This window comes from Arthrobacter sp. 9AX (genome assembly GCF_902506095.1).
Classification (GTDB): domain Bacteria; phylum Actinomycetota; class Actinomycetes; order Actinomycetales; family Micrococcaceae; genus Arthrobacter.
The window spans coordinates 1,336,992-1,352,510 of record NZ_LR733293.1; the positions used below are offsets into that span (position 1 = coordinate 1,336,992).

Below are 15,519 nucleotides of genomic sequence, written 5' to 3' on the forward strand. Positions count from 1 at the left end.
TATTGTGACTGCCCCCGTTTACCTGGACTGCGACACCGGCATCGACGACGCCCTCGCCCTGGCCTACCTGCTCTCCTCGCCTCTTGCTTCCGTGGTGGGCATCGGGACCGTGAGCGGGAACGTCAGTGCCGCCGTCGGCGCCCGGAACACTCTTAACCTGCTTTCGCTGGCCGGAGCCGCTTCAGTGCCGGTGGCCGTTGGTGCGCACGATCCGCTCGCTGGTTCCTTTGGCGGCGGATCGCCGTGGGTGCATGGGGAGAACGGCATTGGGGAGGTTGTGTTGACGCCTTCTGCCGCTTCTGTTGCTGCGGAGTCCGCGGCGCAGATGCTGGTGCGGCTAGCCCGTGCTTACCCCGGTACTTTGCGGGTGGTGGCGATCGGGCCGCTGACGAATATCGCCGAGGCGTTGCGGCTGGAGCCTGCGCTGCCGTCTTTGGTGGAGTCGGTGACCGTGATGGGCGGGGCCGCGCTGGCGCCGGGGAACATCACGCCCGTGGCCGAGGCGAACATCTGGCACGACCCCGAGGCCGCCGCCCTGGTGCTGGCCGCCGACTGGGACGTGACCCTGGTGCCGCTGGACGTGACCATGGCGTCGGTGCTGGAGGAGCACCACCGGCAGGTGTTGCTTTCTTCGGCGGCGCCGGTGCCGCAAGCGCTGGGGGAGATGCTGGGCTACTACTTCCGGTTCTACGAGGGCATCTACGGCCGGCCCTGCTCCGCGATGCACGATCCTCTTGCGGCGGCGCTCGCTGTTGGTGCCGTTAAGCCTGCTTTGGCACCGGTGGTGCGCGCCGCCGTCGACACCTCCGACGGGCCCGGCCGCGGGCAGACCGTGTGCGACATGCGCGGGCTGTACGCGGGGTACCCTCCGGTGTCCGGCGCGCGGTGCCGGGTGGTCCTGACGCTGGAGGAGGACTTCGCGCCGCACCTGGTGGAGACGCTGCTGGGAGACTTCGAAAATGCTCCCCTGCCAGCGATATGCGACGCGGTCATCGCGTAGCCTTCCCTCCGGTTCGCCTTCCGGCTCGGCGTTCAGCGCTTTCGTGGAACGTTGGTGCGGACGTCGGCTGCCTGGGCTTCGTCCAGCAGCCACCGCTGGTACTTCGGATGATCAGGGTATTTTTTCCGGAGATATTCACGAACGACCAGTCCGGGGCGCTGCTCATCGGTGTAGCCCAACTCGCGAGCCAGTTCCACGGGTGTGTAAGTAGCCATGGCTCAGTGTATGCGTGACCGGTAAGGACGAACGGGACGCATCAGCCCTGCTGCCCGTGTCAGGACTGGAACTGCTGCATCACCGAAAGGTGCCCTGCCTTGGCGGACACCAGGCACTTGGCCAGGTAGAACGGCCGGTTGCCGTTCCACACGTACTGGGTCAGGACCAAAACCGGGTCGGACGGGCGCAGGTCCAGCAGCTTCGCGCGGCTGGGGCCCACCTGGCTGAGGCTGATCTGGCACTCGCCCGGCCCGGCCAACCTGCCCAGCTGCTTGTTGAGCGCGGCCAGCAGGGTGCTGCCGCCGTCGTCCTCTATCTCAAGCGGCGCGGCGGGGCCCTTGCCGAAGCTGACCGGCTGGGCAGTGACGTTCTCCTGCAGGTGGGCGATCGCCTCGCCGGCGCGGATCAGGACCGATTCCCAGAGCCAGCAGTCGGTGCCGGGCTCAACGCCGATGCCGGGGGCGACGAATTCGGACGCCGCCTGCCGGACCACCTGGGTGCGTTTGACCTCCGCCGGCTGGCCCGGGCTGCCGAGGACTTCCTCGAACGGCTGGATGCGTTCGATGCCGATGCGGGGGAGGGTGTCCGAGACGAAGCGTCCGACGCCGCGCCGCGCCCTGATGAGGCCGTCCTCCTCGAGCAGCATGAGGGCCTCCCGGACCACGGTGCGGCTGACCTTCATGTCCGTGCCGAGTTCGGTTTCGGTGGGGATCATGGAGCCGGGGGTGAGGAGGCCGTTGCGGATTGCTTCGGCGACCCGCGAGTACACCGCGACGCGGAGGGGCGCGCCGGGCTGGGCGGCCACCGGCTGGGACAGGAACCGGGCGGCGTCCTGGTGCACGTTATGCCTCGCTTTGTGGTGTCGGGTCCGGGGATTTCCAGCCTAGTGCAACGTCCGACGCGTTTGTTGGACAAGCGGACGCGGCTCCACCCTGCCTCGGGCGCCGGGAACCGCGGTCGCCAGGTCCCTTAGCCAGGACTTCCGCGCAGTACGTCCACGTGGACATGATCCAGGTGACGAAGGATCTCGTTGGCGGGTGCGGGTGCGTCGTAGTTCCCCCATTGCCCCCGTGAGCTGTGGGCGCTCCAGAACCGGTCGTCGAAGATGACGTACTGGACGTCCAGGTCCTCCGCGTGAGCGACGAGCCAGTGCGCGAGGATCCAGCCCTGCCGCCGGTTCTCCTCGGTGATGGGACGGAAGAAGATGTCGATCGCCCGGCCGTCGTAGTGCGTCGAGTCGGCTCCGTGCCCCTGGTCCACGCCACCCGGGGCGAACCCGCCCAGGCTCTGCCCGCCGAACACCCCGGCCATCGCCGCGCGCAGCTGCTCGGCGCGGGGCGTCAGGCCGCTCGGGCCTGCCTGCTGTTCCTGCAGGTCACTGGCTGCCGAACCCCGGCAGGCCAGGACAGGACCGGCGTCTCCGGGAGGCCCGTCGGCCAACCGCTGCAACACCGCCGGGTCAATTCCGGCGGTGTCCGGACCGGCCATTCCACGGGCGAGCAGCGCCACCGCCGTGGTGGCCCGCTTTGCCGCATCACGGTCGAGTCCCACCTCCCCGTCCGCAGTTTGGACCACGCACTCCGGGCGCAGCACCAGCGAGCCGTCCGCAGTGCGCAACCCACTCAGTAGACCGGGCCCGAGGAGCGCCAGCACGGACGCAAGGGCTCCGAGGACGACAAGGCCCAGGAGCAACCGACGGGTGCGGTGCCGGCTGCCTGGCCTCGGGTTGCCGGTCATCGTGGGGTGCCCCTTCGGTTGCTGGATGCTGCCTTGCTTATTGTTTCAAACCCGGCGCCGTGCCGCGGCCCGAGCGGACCAGGATGCAGACGCCCAGCGCCGCCACCCACAGTCCCCACCCCGTACTGCCAATCAGGCCCGCAAGGTCCCACACCGGGAAGCCGGGAACGGCGGTGGCCATGATGTCGCCCTGGTTCAGCAGGTACAGAAAGCTGACGAGCAGTCCCGCAGCACCGAGCCAGCGCGGAAGGATCCCGGTGCGCAGAATGACCACGCTGAGGATGACCGACCAGCCGATCACCAGCAGTTGGCCCAGATGCTCGCCCAGCAGCGCCCCGCCGAACTGGTGCTGGGCGATCCAAGCCGCTTCCACCGCGGCACGCGCGGCGGGATCGCCTGCCACGTAGGAGGCGGCCAGGGGCGGGACGACGAACACCCAGCGCAGGAACCCGATCAGCGACAGCAAAACGGAGGCGGCGCCAACCCAGGTGGCCACCCGCACGGCCGGATGGTCGCGGAGGCCCAGCGAGGCGGGCAGCAGGAGGACCGGTATGGCCAGGAGACCATAGGTCCACGCGGTGGCGAACCAGGTCCACACCAGCCCCGCTCCGCCGGCGTCGAAGGCGGGCAGCACAACACTGGCCGGTTCCCGCAGGATGTCCGGCCAGTCGAACGTTGCCGACAGGACGGTGGCGGCCGCGGCGAACGCCAGCGCGCTCACCACGAACAGCACGCCGGTCACCCGCGGCGTGGTGTTGTCACTGGTATTGGTTGCCATGATGCCCGCCGCCGCGGATCCAGCCGGCCCGGACTACAGCGTCTCGGGGATGGGGCGTCCGGGGAAGAGCGTGGCGTACTGCTTCCGGTACAGTCTGCGCCCGAAGAGGCGGTAGGCGAGGCGGACCGGCGCGGGGATCTCCTTGAACAGTTCCTTCCGGTCCGCGGGCGGATTCGCGGCCAGCACCATCCCGAGGTAGCCCACCAGGAACTTCTTATCCAGCTGGTCGATGCCGTGCTGCCCTGCCGCGTCCATTTCCTTCTCGGTGATCACCCTGTCCGCGGCGGGCATCACCTCGGTGACCTCGCGCCGCAAATGGACGTTGAGGACCGCCGCCAAGTCCTCGTAGCGGGCGGCGAGGTCAGCGCCCGACTCTTCGTCCGCCGCCGCCATCCACCGCAGGCGGACCGGCTCGATAGCCTCGAGCCGCTGTGTCACCTGCCGGTGCTGCTCCAGCATCTGCGCCACGTGCAGCGCACAGGCCGGGGCACGTTGCTCCAACTGCGGGTATAGAAGCAGGTCCTCGCCCTCGTGGTGGATGTGGAGCACCTTGTCGAAGTTGCCGAGGACTTCCCCCACGTACGCGGCGCGGGCAGTGTCCCCGGCGGTGACGGAGCGCACCAGTCCGGGTGCCTCACCGTAGGCCCAGAGGAAGAAGCGGTGAATGCGGCGCATGCGCGGCGTCCCGGTACACAGGACAGGCCCCGGTGGCAGGGGAGCAGCGGTTTCGCCGGGCCGCATGGTGAAGAAATCGGTCATCGGAAGGTCCCCTATCGCTCGTCATTCCAGACCAGGACCTCTCCCCGGGCAGCATCGTACCGCCTGCCCAAGGGCCCAAACAATGGCCGCTGCCACCGGCCCGGCTGAACACCAGCAACGCCGTCCGGTAGCTCCCCGGAAGTCCGCCGGAGTCAGCCGGTCCGGGATTCGGTGGCCGCGTGCTTGTTCTTCGATTGTTCTTCCGCGGCCGCCCAGTGCCGGTGGAGTCCCTCGGCCAGCCGCTGCGGCTCGGACAGGTGTGGCGGGTCAAAGTGGTGGCGCCTGGGGAAGACCTCCAAATGGAAGTCGGGGAAGAATACCCTCGCCAGCCGGGCCGCCATCTCGCCGTAGTCGTCCGGGTTGCTCAGGCCGCCGAGCGCGTAGAACACCGGCTTGCTGAAGGCGGCCAGCCTCGACCTGTCCAGATCGTACGTTCTAAACGCCTGCAGGAACGCCCTGATCCCGGCCGGCCGCTGAGCCATCCACGGCGGCGGGGGACCCGGCTCCGGTGGCGGAAGGGCGACGTCGGGCCTCACCGTCAGCCTCATGAAGGCGGGAATGAACTCCTCCGGCGGAAGCTCCTCCAACTGCTCGTACTGTTTCCGGTACTCGCTGTAGGAGTGGCTCCAGTCCCAGTTCCCTGCCCAGGCCGGCTCCAGCAGGGCCAGGCTCTGCAGCCGTTCCGGATGGTGGGCAGCGAACGCCAGCGCAACCGTGCCCCCGTGGGAATAGCCAACCAGGTGGAACGTCTGCCAGCCCCGGGCATCGGCTACACGAACGACGCCGTCCACCTCCGTGCCCAGGCTCCAGCCGGCGGGCGGGCCGCCGTCCTTGTACAGCTCAAGTTCCTTGGCGACGGGCTGCACATCCGGCCCGAGGGCTTCTATCAGGGCTTCATAGGCCAGGTGCGCCGGGAGCACGGCGCCGGGAAGCAGGATGGCCCGCATCGGTTCCATGGCAGAACCCTACGCCGCCACCGGAAGTGTGCAAGGGGTGCCGTGCTTTACGGACCTGGCCTGCGGCAACGGTATCGTTGGGGTAGGGGTAGGCCGTACCGGTCAGTCCTACACCGGTGTCCAGGTTGACCGCGGCCAGGCCGAGCAACAGCACGTCTCCGGTGTCCGCGTTTGATGGCGTTCCCGTCATCCCCACCGAGGAGTACGACTGTTGAGCAACGCCGGCGAATGGGCTGCCAGGCTTAAGGCATTCCACGAAAAACAGCTGGACCGTCCGCGCAAGCTGTACAGGATCGGCCGCACCAAAATGGTGGTCACCGGTGGTCAGGCGGCCTCCACAGCGGGCGCAGCCGTGGCCTTTGTTGCCGTTGATTCCCCCGGCTGGCTGTTACTGGCCGCAGTGGCCGGCGGGTTTTTCGGTGGAAAGTACCTGTACCCGGTCCCGCGGAACAGTGCCGCCGTCCGGGGTGGCTCCAGTGCGGTGGGCGGGCACCCGATGGTGGGCGCAGGCGCCGGGCAGGCCCACCTTTCCCTGCCGGACGCGCCGGAATTCGCGGCAACCGCTGCCCGTTATGACCTGCTGAAACGCCGCTGGCTCAGCTACGAGGTGGACCCGCAGAAACAGCTGGATTACCCGGCGATGTGTGATGCTTCGCTCCCGGCAACGTCGGCCATGATCAAGGCCATGCGCGTTGCCGACCAGGCACGCACCGCAGGCGACCCCGCTGAGTACAAGCTCGCCGTCGACAGGTTCTCCCAGGCGTTGCTGACAGCGGAGCAGGCCGCCGGCGTTCCGTAGCTCAACTGCACAGCGCAGCGGAAGCGCGGAACGCTACATAGCGGGGATCATCCCGTCCCACCAGCTGTCCCAGCGCTTCCACAGCCTCCGTGTCCGCGGACCCCATGTCCGTGGACAGCCACCGCATCAGCAACCCGGCATTGCCGCTGGACCGCACCGCCGAGCCAACCGCCAGGTCCAGCTGGTCCCGCAGCAATTGCACGGCCAGGACTCCGGAGCGGCTCAGCAGGGGAGCGGCGTAGGCGTCCAGCGCCTCTGCCACCCGTCCCTCGCGCAGCAGCCGCAGCACCCGGCCCGAGTCAGAACACCCGGCCACGCCGGCAGCAAGCCGGTACGGGTTGGACTCCACAGCATCACCAAGCATGGACCGGACCCGGAACATTTCGGTCCGGATGGCCTGCGGTGTGCCCGCGTCGCCATGCAGCTCATACGCCAGCTCTTCCGCGCTCCACCCTTGCGACCGTGAATCCAGCAGCGCCAGGATCTCCGCCCGGCGCAACGTCAGCGGCACCCGTCTCCCGTCGGCAAACACCGCGGCAGGCCGGTCGCCCAGGAGCTCCAGCCGCTGCACCGCAACACGAGGCGGGACAGGCTGCCGGGACGCACGCACGGAAGCCGAAGCACCCGGGGAGGCGCCGCCGTCGGGCGTTCCCAGCAGCGACTCCGCCACCCGGACGGCGCACCGCACCATCCGCAGCGTGTCTGCGCTGATGGTATCCAGCGGGCCGGAAACGTCGAGCACACCCAGCAACGCACCCGTCAAAGGGTCCGTGATGGGCGCGGCCGTGCAGGCCCAGTCGTGGTGGGTTCGGACCAGGTGTTCGGCGGAGAACAGCTGCACCGGCCCGCCGGTGACCAACGCCTCGCTGATGGCGTTGGTGCCGATCCCGGCCTCGGACCAGTCCGCCCCTTCGGAAAACTCCAGCCGGTCCGCCCGCCGCAGCACCTCCCGGCTGCCCACCCGCCACAGGATCTCGCCGCCGGCATCGGTGAGCACCAGCAGGTGCCGGCCGGAACTGGAATCATCGGCCAGCAGGTCCTGCAGCGCCGGCATCACCCGCTGCAGCCGGTGCGCCCGCCGCAGCTGGACCACCTCGGACGGATCGTGCAGGTGCCGCGGGCTGTGCTGGTCCGGGCTGATCCCCAGCGCCATGGACCGGCGCCACGATTCCGCCAGCGGTGTGGGGATCTCCGGGCGCGGCACACCGGACATCACCAGCTCGTGGGCGCGGCGCAGGGCACGCGCGTACTTCGCCGGGTCTGAAAACCTCAGGCCGTAGTCCACCGTCTCCTCCTCACCCCCGGCGTCCTTACCGGCAGTGCCCGTGTAACGCACTTGTTACCCCCGCCGCGTTCCAATAGTGATGCAGCTCACGACCGCCCCAGCATACCGCAGGGACACCGGCGGGAGGGGGCCGCCCGGACCACCTGAGGGACCGCACACAAAGGAGTGGAGATGACCGAAACACCCACCGCCGCCGCCCAGGCCTGGCTGGCCAGCGTGGACCAGGCGCTGCAGCGGCGCGACGTGGACGCCGCGCTGGACCTGTTCGAGGATGAGAGCTACTGGCGCGACTTCGTGGCGTTCACCTGGAACCTGAAAACCCTGGAAGGCAAGGCGGACATCCGCCGGATGCTGGAGGCCACGCTGGACCACGTCCAGCCGGCCAACTGGGCGCTCGCCGAGGACGCCACCGGCAACGCCGGCCCGGACGGGACCGTGGAAGCCTGGATCACGTTCGAGACCGGCGCTGCCCGCGGCTACGGCCAGCTCCGGCTGCGGAACGGCAAATGCTGGACGCTGCTGACCACCATGCAGGAGTTGAAGGGCTTCGAGGAGAAGAAGGGCCCGCGCCGCGAGCAGGGCGTGGCGCACGAAATCGTCCGCGGCCGCCGCTCCTGGAAGGAACTCAAGGAGGAGCAGGAGGCGCGGCTGGGCTACGAGGAGCAGCCCTACTGCGTGATCATTGGCGGCGGGCAGGGCGGCATCGGCCTTGCCGCGCGGCTGCGGCGGCTCGGCGTGCCCACCATTGTGATTGAGAAGAACCAGAACCCGGGCGACTCCTGGCGGAACCGTTACAAGTCCCTGCACCTGCACGACCCCGTCTGGTACGACCACCTGCCCTACCTGAAGTTCCCGGAGGACTGGCCCGTCTTCGCCGCCAAGGACAAGATCGGCGACTGGCTGGAGCACTACACCCGCATCATGGAGCTGAACTACTGGTCCGGCACCGAGTGCGTGGGCGCGGAGTACGACGACGGCACGCAGGAATGGGCGGTCAGCGTCCTCCGCAACGGGGAACCGGTGACGTTGCGGCCCAAGCAGCTGGTCTTCGCCCTGGGCGTCTCCGGCTACCCGAACATCCCCGCCTTTGACGGCGCCGAGAGCTTCCTGGGGGAGCAGCGGCACTCCTCCCAGCACCCCGGCGGCGGGGACTGGACCGGGAAGAAGGCGGTGGTGATCGGCTCCAACAACTCCGCGCATGACATCTGCGCCGACCTGTGGGAGCACGGCGCCGAGGTCACCATGGTCCAGCGTTCCTCCACCCACATCGCCCGCAGCGAATCGCTGATGGACCTGGCCCTGGGGGACCTGTACTCGGAGAAGGCGCTCGCCAACGGCGTCACCACGGAGAAGGCGGACTTGCTGTTCGCTTCCCTGCCGTACCGGATCCTGCCGGAGGCCCAGGTGCCCGTGTACCAGGAGATGGCGAAGCGGGACGCCGGCTTCTACTCGCAGCTGGAGGCCGCCGGGTTCGAGCTGGACTTCGGCGTGGACGGGTCCGGCCTGTTCCTGAAGTACCTGCGGCGCGGCTCCGGCTATTACATCGACGTCGGCGCCTCCCAGCTGATCATCGACGGCCGGGTGCAGCTGAAGTCCGGGCAGGTTTCGAAGATCACCGGCAATGCCGTGGTGATGGACGACGGCACCGAGCTGGAGGCCGACCTGATTGTCTACGCCACCGGGTACGGGTCCATGAACGGCTGGCTGGCGGACCTGGTCTCGCCGGAAATCGCGGACCGGGTGGGCAAGTGCTGGGGATACGGCTCAGACACGCCGAAAGACCCTGGACCGTGGGAGGGAGAGCTGCGCAATATGTGGAAACCAACCAACGTCACCAACCTCTGGATCCACGGCGGCAACCTGCACCAGAGCCGGCACTACTCCTCCTACCTGGCCCTGCAGCTCAAAGCCCGGATGGAAGGGCTGGAGACGCCGGTGTACGAACTGCAGCCCAGCCACCACACCCGCTAAGGAGAACCCACCATGAAGGCAGCCCGCTTCCACGCCCGCAAGGACATCCGGATCGAGGATGTCCCGGAGCCGGGACTCCGCGCCGGGGCGGTGAAGATCGACGTCGCGTGGTGCGGCATCTGCGGCACGGACCTGCACGAGTACCTGGAGGGTCCCATCTTCGTCCCGGCGCCAGGCCATCCGCACCCGCTCTCGCACGAGGAATCCCCGGTAACCCTGGGGCACGAATTCTCCGGAACTGTCTCGGAAATCGGCGAAGGGGTGACGGGCCTGGCGAAGGGGGACAACGTCGTCGTCGAACCCTACTTTGTGGACGGCGACTGCGACATGTGCCAGGCCGGCAGCTACCACCTGTGCCGGCAAATGGGCTTCATCGGGCTGTCCGGCGGCGGGGGCGGGCTGAGCGAGAAGATCGTGGTGGACGCCCGCTGGGTGCATCCCGTCGGGGACATCCCGCTGGACGAGGCGGCCCTGATCGAGCCGTTGTCCGTTGCCCACCATGCCGTGGCGCGCAGCGGCGTGAAGGCGGGCGATACCGCGCTGGTGGGCGGTTCCGGGCCCATCGGGCTGCTCACCGCCGCCGTGCTGAAGGGCATGGGCGTGACCACGATCATCAGCGAACTCACCCAGGCGCGCAAGGAGAAAGCCACGTCCAGCGGGGTGGCGGACCATGTGCTGGATCCGAGCAAGGAGGACGTCCCGGCGCGGGTGCGCGAACTGACCGGCGGCACCGGGGCGGACGTCGCGTTCGAATGCGCCGGCGTGAACGCGGTGCTGGACACCATGCTCGACGCCGTCCGTCCCGGCGCGGTGGTGGTCAACGTGTCCATCTGGGGCGCGCCCGCCACCGTGGACATGCAGAAGCTGGTCCTCAAGGAGATCGACCTGCGCGGCACCATCGCCTACGTCCGCGACCACCCCGCCGTGATCAAGATGGTGCAGGAGGGCAAGGTGGACCTCAAGCCGTTCATCACCGGCCGGATAGCGCTGGAGGACCTGGTGGAGCAGGGCTTCGACACCCTCATCAACCACAAGGACACCGCGGTGAAGGTGCTGGTGCACCCGTAGGTCCGGGGGCGGCACGCCAGGAAGGACGACGGCGGGAGGCGAGTGCCGCCGTCGTCCTCCCTTTCTGCGCGGACACGGGCGTCCGCCTGTCCGGGCCTGTTGATTAGACGCAGGTCACGTGCAGGTGCAAGGGTGGACGCGTGAATGCCGACATCAACTTCTATTTCGACCCCGTCTGCCCCTTCGCCTGGATGACGAGCAAATGGCTGCGGCAGGTCCAGACTCAGCGCGCGTACACCGTGGACTGGCGGTTCATTTCGCTGCGCCAGGTCAACGCGGCGGTGGACTACGACGCGCATTTTCCGCCTGAGTACGAGGCCGGACACACCGCCGGGCTCCGGCTGCTGCGGGTGGCGGCCCGGGCCCGGGCGGAGCATGGCCGCGAGGCGGTCGGCCGGCTGTACGAGACGTTCGGGACCCACATCTTCGAAGCTGCCCCGGACACAGCCGGCCAGACCAGTGAGGGCGACGTGCGTGAGCGGCGGGGGACGCGTGAGTTCGTGGAGCCGATCCTTGCCCAGGCGGGCCTGCCGCTGGCGCTCGCAGAAGCCCTCGACGACGAGTCCTGGGACCGGGAGATCCGGCAGGAAACGGATGAGGCGCTGGCGCTGGCGGGCAAGGATGTGGGCACGCCCATCATCCACTTTGAACCTCCCGCCGGTGTGGCCTTCTTCGGGCCTGTGATCAGCCGTCTGCCGGACGAAGAGTCGGCCGCAGAGCTGTGGGACCACGTAGTGGGCCTGGCGCGGTTCCCCGGGTTCGCGGAGCTCAAGCGCAGCCTGCGCGAGCGGCCGCAGCTTCCAGCCCTCGGGGTGACCGCCGGTGCAGTGGGCCAGCAGGAGGACTGGCACGGCGGCAGCCGGCGGCAGAAGAAGTAACTGACTGGAAGGATGGGACGCATGAATCAGGACAACAATCGCCAATACCAGGAGTCGGTCACGGTCCAGGCATCAGCCGGGACGCTCTACGACCTGGTCTCCGACGTCACCCGCACCGGCGAGTGGAGCCCGGTCTGCACCTCGTGCTGGTGGGACGACGAGGACAGCGCCGGCCAGCCCGGCGCCTGGTTCACGGGGCGCAACGAACTGCCCCACCGGACCTGGGAGACCCGGTCGCAGGTGGTTGCCGCCGAGCCCGGCCGTGAGTTCGCCTGGCTGGTGGGCGGCAAGTTCGTCCGCTGGGGCTTCACCCTCACCCCGGCGGGGGACGGAACCATCCTGACCGAGTCCTGGGAATTCCTGCCGGAGGGAATCGCCATGTTCAAGGAAAAGTTCGGTGATGACGCTGACGCCCAGATCGCCGACCGCGCCGGGCAGGCGCTGGACGGCATTCCGGAAACGCTCGCGGCAATCAAGCGGATCGCGGAGTCCATCCCTGCACATCAGGAAGCCGGGTCCTAGGTGTACTGCACCATGAGGTTGGTGACACCCGGGTGATGGGTGTTGGCGGCCCGGTGATACGCGGTGGAGCTTCCACGGGCTGACTTTCACGCGTCCCGAAGCCTATGTCCTACTGGTGGCGGCAGTTCCCTGGAACTGCCGCCACCTTCGCGTTACCGGCCGTGGCCTGAAGCTAGTGGCCGTGCGTGGCGGCGCTGCTGTACTCGGTGTACATGTAGGGGTTGTCGAGGATCTTCGTTTCGGGGATGTCCGGATTCATGCCCTGGGCCCAGGTGTCCTTGCCGAGCGTGGACTGCAGATGCTCCACGGTGGCGCTGACTTTGTTGCGGAGTGCATCCAGGTCCACCCCGACGAGGCGGTGGTTGTGTTTGACCGTCCGCCCGTTCACCAGGACTGTCTGCACGTCACCGCGGCCAGCCTGCAGGGCCACGTGGCCGTACGGGTTGATGAGGGGGAACGCCGTCGGCGAGAAGTCGTTCTTCAGCAGGACAATGTCGGCTTTCTTGCCGGTTTCGATGCTGCCGACCGCGTGGTCAAGTCCGAGGGCGGCGGCGCCGCCCCGGGTTGCCCAGTCCACGACGTGTTCGGCCCGCAGCGCAGAGTGCGTGACGGTGTCGCCGGCCTCGTGGGCACGCATGTGTTCGTAAGAGCGGTCAGCGCCCAGCGTGGTGCGCATGGCGGTGAAGAGGTCGCTGCTGAACCACACGCTGGTGTCAACCGACAGCGAGACCGGGATGTTGTGCTGGCGCAGCGCCCAGGAGGGCGGATAACCCTGTCCGCAGCTTTGCTCGCTTTCGGTCGAGAGCGAGACGGACCCGCCGGTTGCGGCGATGCGCTGGTATGAGTCCTGGCTCAGGGTGGCGGCGTGCACGTAGACGGTTCCGGGTGTCATGAAGCCGTGGTCGTACATGAGCCGGATGCTGTCGTCATTGGTGGCGCCCCAGACGCCGGCATGCGTGGTGACGGAGAGGTCGAGTTCCCGGGCCGCTTCGAAGGCCGCCTTCTCCGGGAAGGCAGGATCGCCGGTGACATCGAAAGCCAGTTGGAACTTCAGCATGTCGGACCGCCGGTTGCGCCGCGCAACGAACGCCCTGAAGTCGGCCGTGGTGGACCAGTCCCACGGTCCGGCGAAGATGTTCCCGGGGGCGAACACGAAGCGCCCGCCCGTGCCTTCGAGGGCGTCCAGGGCGGCCTCCGCGTGGTCCAGCGTGCTAAGGCCGTGAGACCAGTCCACGCTCGTGGTCACCCCTGCGTCCAGCGCATCCCAGGCTGAGAGGAGGTTGCCCGTGGCGATGTCCTCGGGCCGGAAGGAGCGGCCGTGTTCAAGGTAGTACCAGACAAAGTATTGGGTCAGGGTCCAGTCCGCACCGTAGCCGCGCATGGCGGTCTGCCACATGTGCCGGTGGGTGTCGACCATGCCGGGCATGATGATGCCTCCGGCGGCGTCGATCTCGAAGGTTCCGGCGGGCACCTCCAATGAGGGGCCGATCGCGGCGATGTCCTCGCCGGTGACGAGCACATCTGTGTCCGTGAGAACCTTCCTGGCGGCGTCCATCGTGAGGACGGTGCCGTTGCGGAAAACGATTGGCTGCCCCGGGGCGGGGACGTGGGCGGGGTTGTTCATCGATCACTCCTTCGTGTCGTAGTCCTGCCGGAGCGGTGTACGCCGGCAGGAAGGGTGGGTTTGTTAGTGCCGTCCGCGGCGCAGCAGCAGCGCGAAGGGCAGGGCCGAGACCAGCGCCAGTACGGGGATGGCCAAGGCGTGAATCCAGGAAGGCTCCAGCCAGGCCGTCAGCGGGGGCCATTCGGTGGCGAGGAACCTGTCGAGGGCGTATCGGCCTGCGCCGCCGATGCCCACCACGGCCATGGCGGCGGCGAGGACGTAGGGGTATTCGCCTCCTCCGGCCGAGTTCCAGAACCGCCCCGAGTTCATGTGCATGGTGAGTCCGGCGACGAGCATGGTCCCGCTGCCGATGAGCGCGGCCAGCGGGGTCCCCAGACCCAGCACGAGCAGCGTTGCGGCCAGCAGTTCCATGGTGCCGGCCATCACCACCATCGGCACTCCCGGTTTAAGCCCGAGGGATTCGAAGATCGTTGCCTGTTTCTGCAGTCCGTTGCCGCCGAACCAGCCGAACAGCTTCTGCGCCGCGTGAGCGAACAATATGGCGCCGAGCAGGAGACGAAATATGAGTACGGCCGTGTCCACCATGGCTCCTGTCCTTCCTGGTCGTTGGCCCGGTTAGAGGGCTACGGAGGGGTAGTCCTGGCCGGTCCAGGGTTGGAGCCGTCGCGCCCATTCGCGCTGGTAGGCCAGGGGCCCTTTTTCAGCGGCCCAGTCTTCGTCGAAGAGGCCGATGAAAAGTGTCAGGTAGAGGAAGAAATGGGCGCCGTAGGCGAACAGCCATTCGTAGTCGTACGTCTCCAGCGCGCGGCGCTCCTCGGCGGTGAACGAGAGCCACGAAGTTTTTTCGGCGCTGTTGAGCCAGGTGCCCACCTCCTTTTCCCATGCTTCGATGGTGCCGGCGGGGTCGGTCTTGTACTTGGCCACCCATTCCGGGTCCCGGTCGATCGTGTACAGGAATTTGTTGACGTAGTACTTGCTCATGCCGGCACTCCATCCTTCTCGGCGTAAACCGGCCCGAGGGCGGCGCCGGAGGACGCGGCCGCCGTGGCTGCAGCCCCGGCAAGCTTCTCGCTCTTCTGCGGGTACCAGGTCATGTACATTTCCCGGGTGTGGAAGAGGTCCAGCTGATCGACGTAGTCGGCTTCCTCGGGTCCGGCGATTCCCATCATGAGGATCAGGTCCATGAACCCGTGCGTGGCATTTCCGGCTCCCGCCATGGATTCATGGGTGACATTTTCGAGGATCGCCTCGATGTTGCCGGTGGAGAGCCACTCGATGGCCTTGGCGTCGAAGTCCGGATCGGGCCCGTGTTCGCCGAACATGCGGGGTCCGCCCAGTTCGAGGGACAGGTGCCCCGTGCCGATCGCCGCGATCTTCTTGTCCGACGGATATGCGTCGATGATCTTGCGGATGGCCCGGCCCAGGTCCCAGAACCTTTTCGGGGACGGCAGCGGCGGGGCGAAGATGTTGGTGTAGATCGGCACAATGGGCAGGTCCGCGTCCGGCCGGACCGTGATGATGGGGCACACGATGGAGTGGTCGATCTTCAGTTCGTGGCTGAAGGAAAAGTCGAAGCCGGCATCCAGCAGCCCCTGGTGCAGGAAGTTGGACAGGTCCAGGTCCCCGTCGAGCAGGTACGTGGGGATGCCGAACTCGCGTTCCTCGTTGTAGAACGTCGCATCATATTTTTCCTGCTTGCCGATCAGGAAAGTCGGATAGTTGTCCAGGAAAAACTGGTGGAAGTGGTCAGCGCCGACCATAACCAGCACGTCCGGTTCCGCTGCTGTAAGCGTTTGGCGGTAGGCCTCGACCTTGCGCTGCCATTCGTCGGCCTGCGGCATCCGCTCCGGGGAGTGGTCGCTTGTTGCCTTGAGGTAAAAGGGGTGGTGGGTACTGGCCAGCACGGCCGTCAGGTCAGCCATGGAT

18 protein-coding genes are annotated in these 15,519 nt (G+C 67.7%); 7 read left to right on the top strand and 11 right to left on the bottom strand.

Annotation, left to right across the window (positions count from 1 at the left end):
- Nucleotides 1–4 precede the first annotated feature (4 nt).
- Nucleotides 5–1,000 carry a nucleoside hydrolase gene (locus tag BACI348_RS06130; RefSeq protein ID WP_159824410.1) on the top strand — a complete coding sequence of 332 codons (996 nt, stop codon included), beginning with the start codon at nucleotides 5–7 and terminating at the stop codon, nucleotides 998–1,000.
- Nucleotides 1,001–1,032: 32 nt separating this feature from the next.
- Here BACI348_RS06130 and BACI348_RS06135 read toward each other — a convergent pair whose 3' ends face one another.
- From BACI348_RS06135 to BACI348_RS06160, 6 genes are all read right to left on the bottom strand, one after another.
- Complete coding sequence (locus BACI348_RS06135; protein ID WP_159824411.1) at nucleotides 1,033–1,215, bottom strand: hypothetical protein; 183 nt, start codon at nucleotides 1,213–1,215, stop codon at nucleotides 1,033–1,035.
- A 59-nt stretch (nucleotides 1,216–1,274) separates the two neighbouring features.
- Complete coding sequence (locus tag BACI348_RS06140; protein ID WP_159824412.1) at nucleotides 1,275–2,057, bottom strand: GntR family transcriptional regulator; 783 nt, start codon at nucleotides 2,055–2,057, stop codon at nucleotides 1,275–1,277.
- 128 nt (nucleotides 2,058–2,185) lie between these two features.
- Nucleotides 2,186–2,953 (bottom strand): VldE C-terminal domain-containing protein, encoded by a 768-nt coding sequence (locus BACI348_RS06145; protein ID WP_159824413.1) that lies wholly within the window; start codon nucleotides 2,951–2,953, stop codon nucleotides 2,186–2,188.
- A 37-nt stretch (nucleotides 2,954–2,990) separates the two neighbouring features.
- Entirely contained in the window at nucleotides 2,991–3,731 is a 741-nt protein-coding gene (locus BACI348_RS06150) for a DUF4386 domain-containing protein (protein WP_159824414.1), read from the bottom strand.
- 33 nt (nucleotides 3,732–3,764) lie between these two features.
- The gene (locus BACI348_RS06155; protein WP_159824415.1) at nucleotides 3,765–4,490 is read right to left on the bottom strand and encodes a hemerythrin domain-containing protein; all 726 of its coding nucleotides are present in this window, start codon (nucleotides 4,488–4,490) and stop codon (nucleotides 3,765–3,767) included.
- A gap of 152 nt (nucleotides 4,491–4,642) precedes the next feature.
- Nucleotides 4,643–5,446: an alpha/beta fold hydrolase gene (locus BACI348_RS06160; protein WP_159824416.1), complete on the bottom strand. Its 804-nt coding sequence runs from the start codon at nucleotides 5,444–5,446 to the stop codon at nucleotides 4,643–4,645.
- On the opposite strand from BACI348_RS06160, the gene BACI348_RS06165 reads away from it, so the two are divergent.
- On the top strand, nucleotides 5,445–5,621 hold the full coding sequence (locus tag BACI348_RS06165) for a hypothetical protein (protein ID WP_159824417.1): 177 nt from the start codon (nucleotides 5,445–5,447) through the stop codon (nucleotides 5,619–5,621). The two genes, BACI348_RS06160 and BACI348_RS06165, sit on opposite strands and share 2 nt — an antisense overlap.
- Before the next feature lie 36 nt (nucleotides 5,622–5,657).
- On the top strand, nucleotides 5,658–6,245 hold the full coding sequence (locus tag BACI348_RS06170) for a hypothetical protein (RefSeq protein WP_159824418.1): 588 nt from the start codon (nucleotides 5,658–5,660) through the stop codon (nucleotides 6,243–6,245).
- Nucleotide 6,246: 1 nt separating this feature from the next.
- On the opposite strand, the gene BACI348_RS06175 is transcribed toward BACI348_RS06170, so the two are convergent.
- On the bottom strand, nucleotides 6,247–7,530 hold the full coding sequence (locus tag BACI348_RS06175) for a GAF domain-containing protein (protein WP_159829846.1): 1,284 nt from the start codon (nucleotides 7,528–7,530) through the stop codon (nucleotides 6,247–6,249).
- 171 nt (nucleotides 7,531–7,701) lie between these two features.
- Here BACI348_RS06175 and BACI348_RS06180 point away from each other — a divergent pair, with 171 nt between their 5' ends.
- From BACI348_RS06180 to BACI348_RS06195, 4 genes are all read left to right on the top strand, one after another.
- On the top strand, nucleotides 7,702–9,501 hold the full coding sequence (locus tag BACI348_RS06180; protein ID WP_159824419.1) for an NAD(P)/FAD-dependent oxidoreductase: 1,800 nt from the start codon (nucleotides 7,702–7,704) through the stop codon (nucleotides 9,499–9,501).
- 12 nt (nucleotides 9,502–9,513) lie between these two features.
- Nucleotides 9,514–10,569 carry a 2,3-butanediol dehydrogenase gene (locus tag BACI348_RS06185; protein ID WP_159824420.1) on the top strand — a complete coding sequence of 352 codons (1,056 nt, stop codon included), beginning with the start codon at nucleotides 9,514–9,516 and terminating at the stop codon, nucleotides 10,567–10,569.
- Between the two features lie 140 nt (nucleotides 10,570–10,709).
- Nucleotides 10,710–11,447, top strand: a complete 738-nt coding sequence (locus BACI348_RS06190) for a mycothiol-dependent nitroreductase Rv2466c family protein (protein ID WP_159824421.1) — start codon at nucleotides 10,710–10,712, stop codon at nucleotides 11,445–11,447.
- A gap of 21 nt (nucleotides 11,448–11,468) precedes the next feature.
- Nucleotides 11,469–11,969, top strand: a complete 501-nt coding sequence (locus tag BACI348_RS06195; RefSeq protein WP_159824422.1) for an SRPBCC family protein — start codon at nucleotides 11,469–11,471, stop codon at nucleotides 11,967–11,969.
- Nucleotides 11,970–12,141: 172 nt separating this feature from the next.
- On the opposite strand, the gene BACI348_RS06200 is transcribed toward BACI348_RS06195, so the two are convergent.
- The 4 genes from BACI348_RS06200 to BACI348_RS06215 all read right to left on the bottom strand — a co-directional run bounded on the left by BACI348_RS06200 (nucleotide 12,142) and on the right by BACI348_RS06215 (nucleotide 15,515).
- Entirely contained in the window at nucleotides 12,142–13,593 is a 1,452-nt protein-coding gene (locus BACI348_RS06200; protein ID WP_159824423.1) for an amidohydrolase family protein, read from the bottom strand.
- Between the two features lie 63 nt (nucleotides 13,594–13,656).
- Nucleotides 13,657–14,178 carry a DoxX family protein gene (locus BACI348_RS06205; protein ID WP_159824424.1) on the bottom strand — a complete coding sequence of 174 codons (522 nt, stop codon included), beginning with the start codon at nucleotides 14,176–14,178 and terminating at the stop codon, nucleotides 13,657–13,659.
- 30 nt (nucleotides 14,179–14,208) lie between these two features.
- Complete coding sequence (locus BACI348_RS06210) at nucleotides 14,209–14,574, bottom strand: hypothetical protein (protein ID WP_159824425.1); 366 nt, start codon at nucleotides 14,572–14,574, stop codon at nucleotides 14,209–14,211.
- Nucleotides 14,571–15,515 (bottom strand): DODA-type extradiol aromatic ring-opening family dioxygenase, encoded by a 945-nt coding sequence (locus tag BACI348_RS06215; RefSeq protein ID WP_159824426.1) that lies wholly within the window; start codon nucleotides 15,513–15,515, stop codon nucleotides 14,571–14,573. The genes BACI348_RS06210 and BACI348_RS06215 overlap by 4 nt, the downstream gene beginning before the upstream one ends.
- Nucleotides 15,516–15,519: the final 4 nt, after the last annotated feature.

Excerpts from the sequence above, each read along its gene's own strand:
- BACI348_RS06135 (WP_159824411.1), bottom strand. The coding sequence starts at position 1,215 with ATGGCTACTTACACACCCGTGGAACTGGCTCGCGAGTTGGGCTACACC.
- BACI348_RS06145 (WP_159824413.1), bottom strand. The coding sequence starts at position 2,953 with ATGACCGGCAACCCGAGGCCAGGCAGCCGGCACCGCACCCGTCGGTTG.
- BACI348_RS06150 (WP_159824414.1), bottom strand. The coding sequence starts at position 3,731 with ATGGCAACCAATACCAGTGACAACACCACGCCGCGGGTGACCGGCGTG.
- BACI348_RS06155 (WP_159824415.1), bottom strand. The coding sequence starts at position 4,490 with ATGACCGATTTCTTCACCATGCGGCCCGGCGAAACCGCTGCTCCCCTG.
- BACI348_RS06165 (WP_159824417.1), top strand. The coding sequence starts at position 5,445 with ATGGCAGAACCCTACGCCGCCACCGGAAGTGTGCAAGGGGTGCCGTGC.
- BACI348_RS06160 (WP_159824416.1), bottom strand. The coding sequence starts at position 5,446 with ATGGAACCGATGCGGGCCATCCTGCTTCCCGGCGCCGTGCTCCCGGCG.
- BACI348_RS06180 (WP_159824419.1), top strand. The coding sequence starts at position 7,702 with ATGACCGAAACACCCACCGCCGCCGCCCAGGCCTGGCTGGCCAGCGTG.
- BACI348_RS06185 (WP_159824420.1), top strand. The coding sequence starts at position 9,514 with ATGAAGGCAGCCCGCTTCCACGCCCGCAAGGACATCCGGATCGAGGAT.
- BACI348_RS06195 (WP_159824422.1), top strand. The coding sequence starts at position 11,469 with ATGAATCAGGACAACAATCGCCAATACCAGGAGTCGGTCACGGTCCAG.
- BACI348_RS06200 (WP_159824423.1), bottom strand. The coding sequence starts at position 13,593 with ATGAACAACCCCGCCCACGTCCCCGCCCCGGGGCAGCCAATCGTTTTC.
- BACI348_RS06205 (WP_159824424.1), bottom strand. The coding sequence starts at position 14,178 with ATGGTGGACACGGCCGTACTCATATTTCGTCTCCTGCTCGGCGCCATA.
- BACI348_RS06210 (WP_159824425.1), bottom strand. The coding sequence starts at position 14,574 with ATGAGCAAGTACTACGTCAACAAATTCCTGTACACGATCGACCGGGAC.
- BACI348_RS06215 (WP_159824426.1), bottom strand. The coding sequence starts at position 15,515 with ATGGCTGACCTGACGGCCGTGCTGGCCAGTACCCACCACCCCTTTTAC.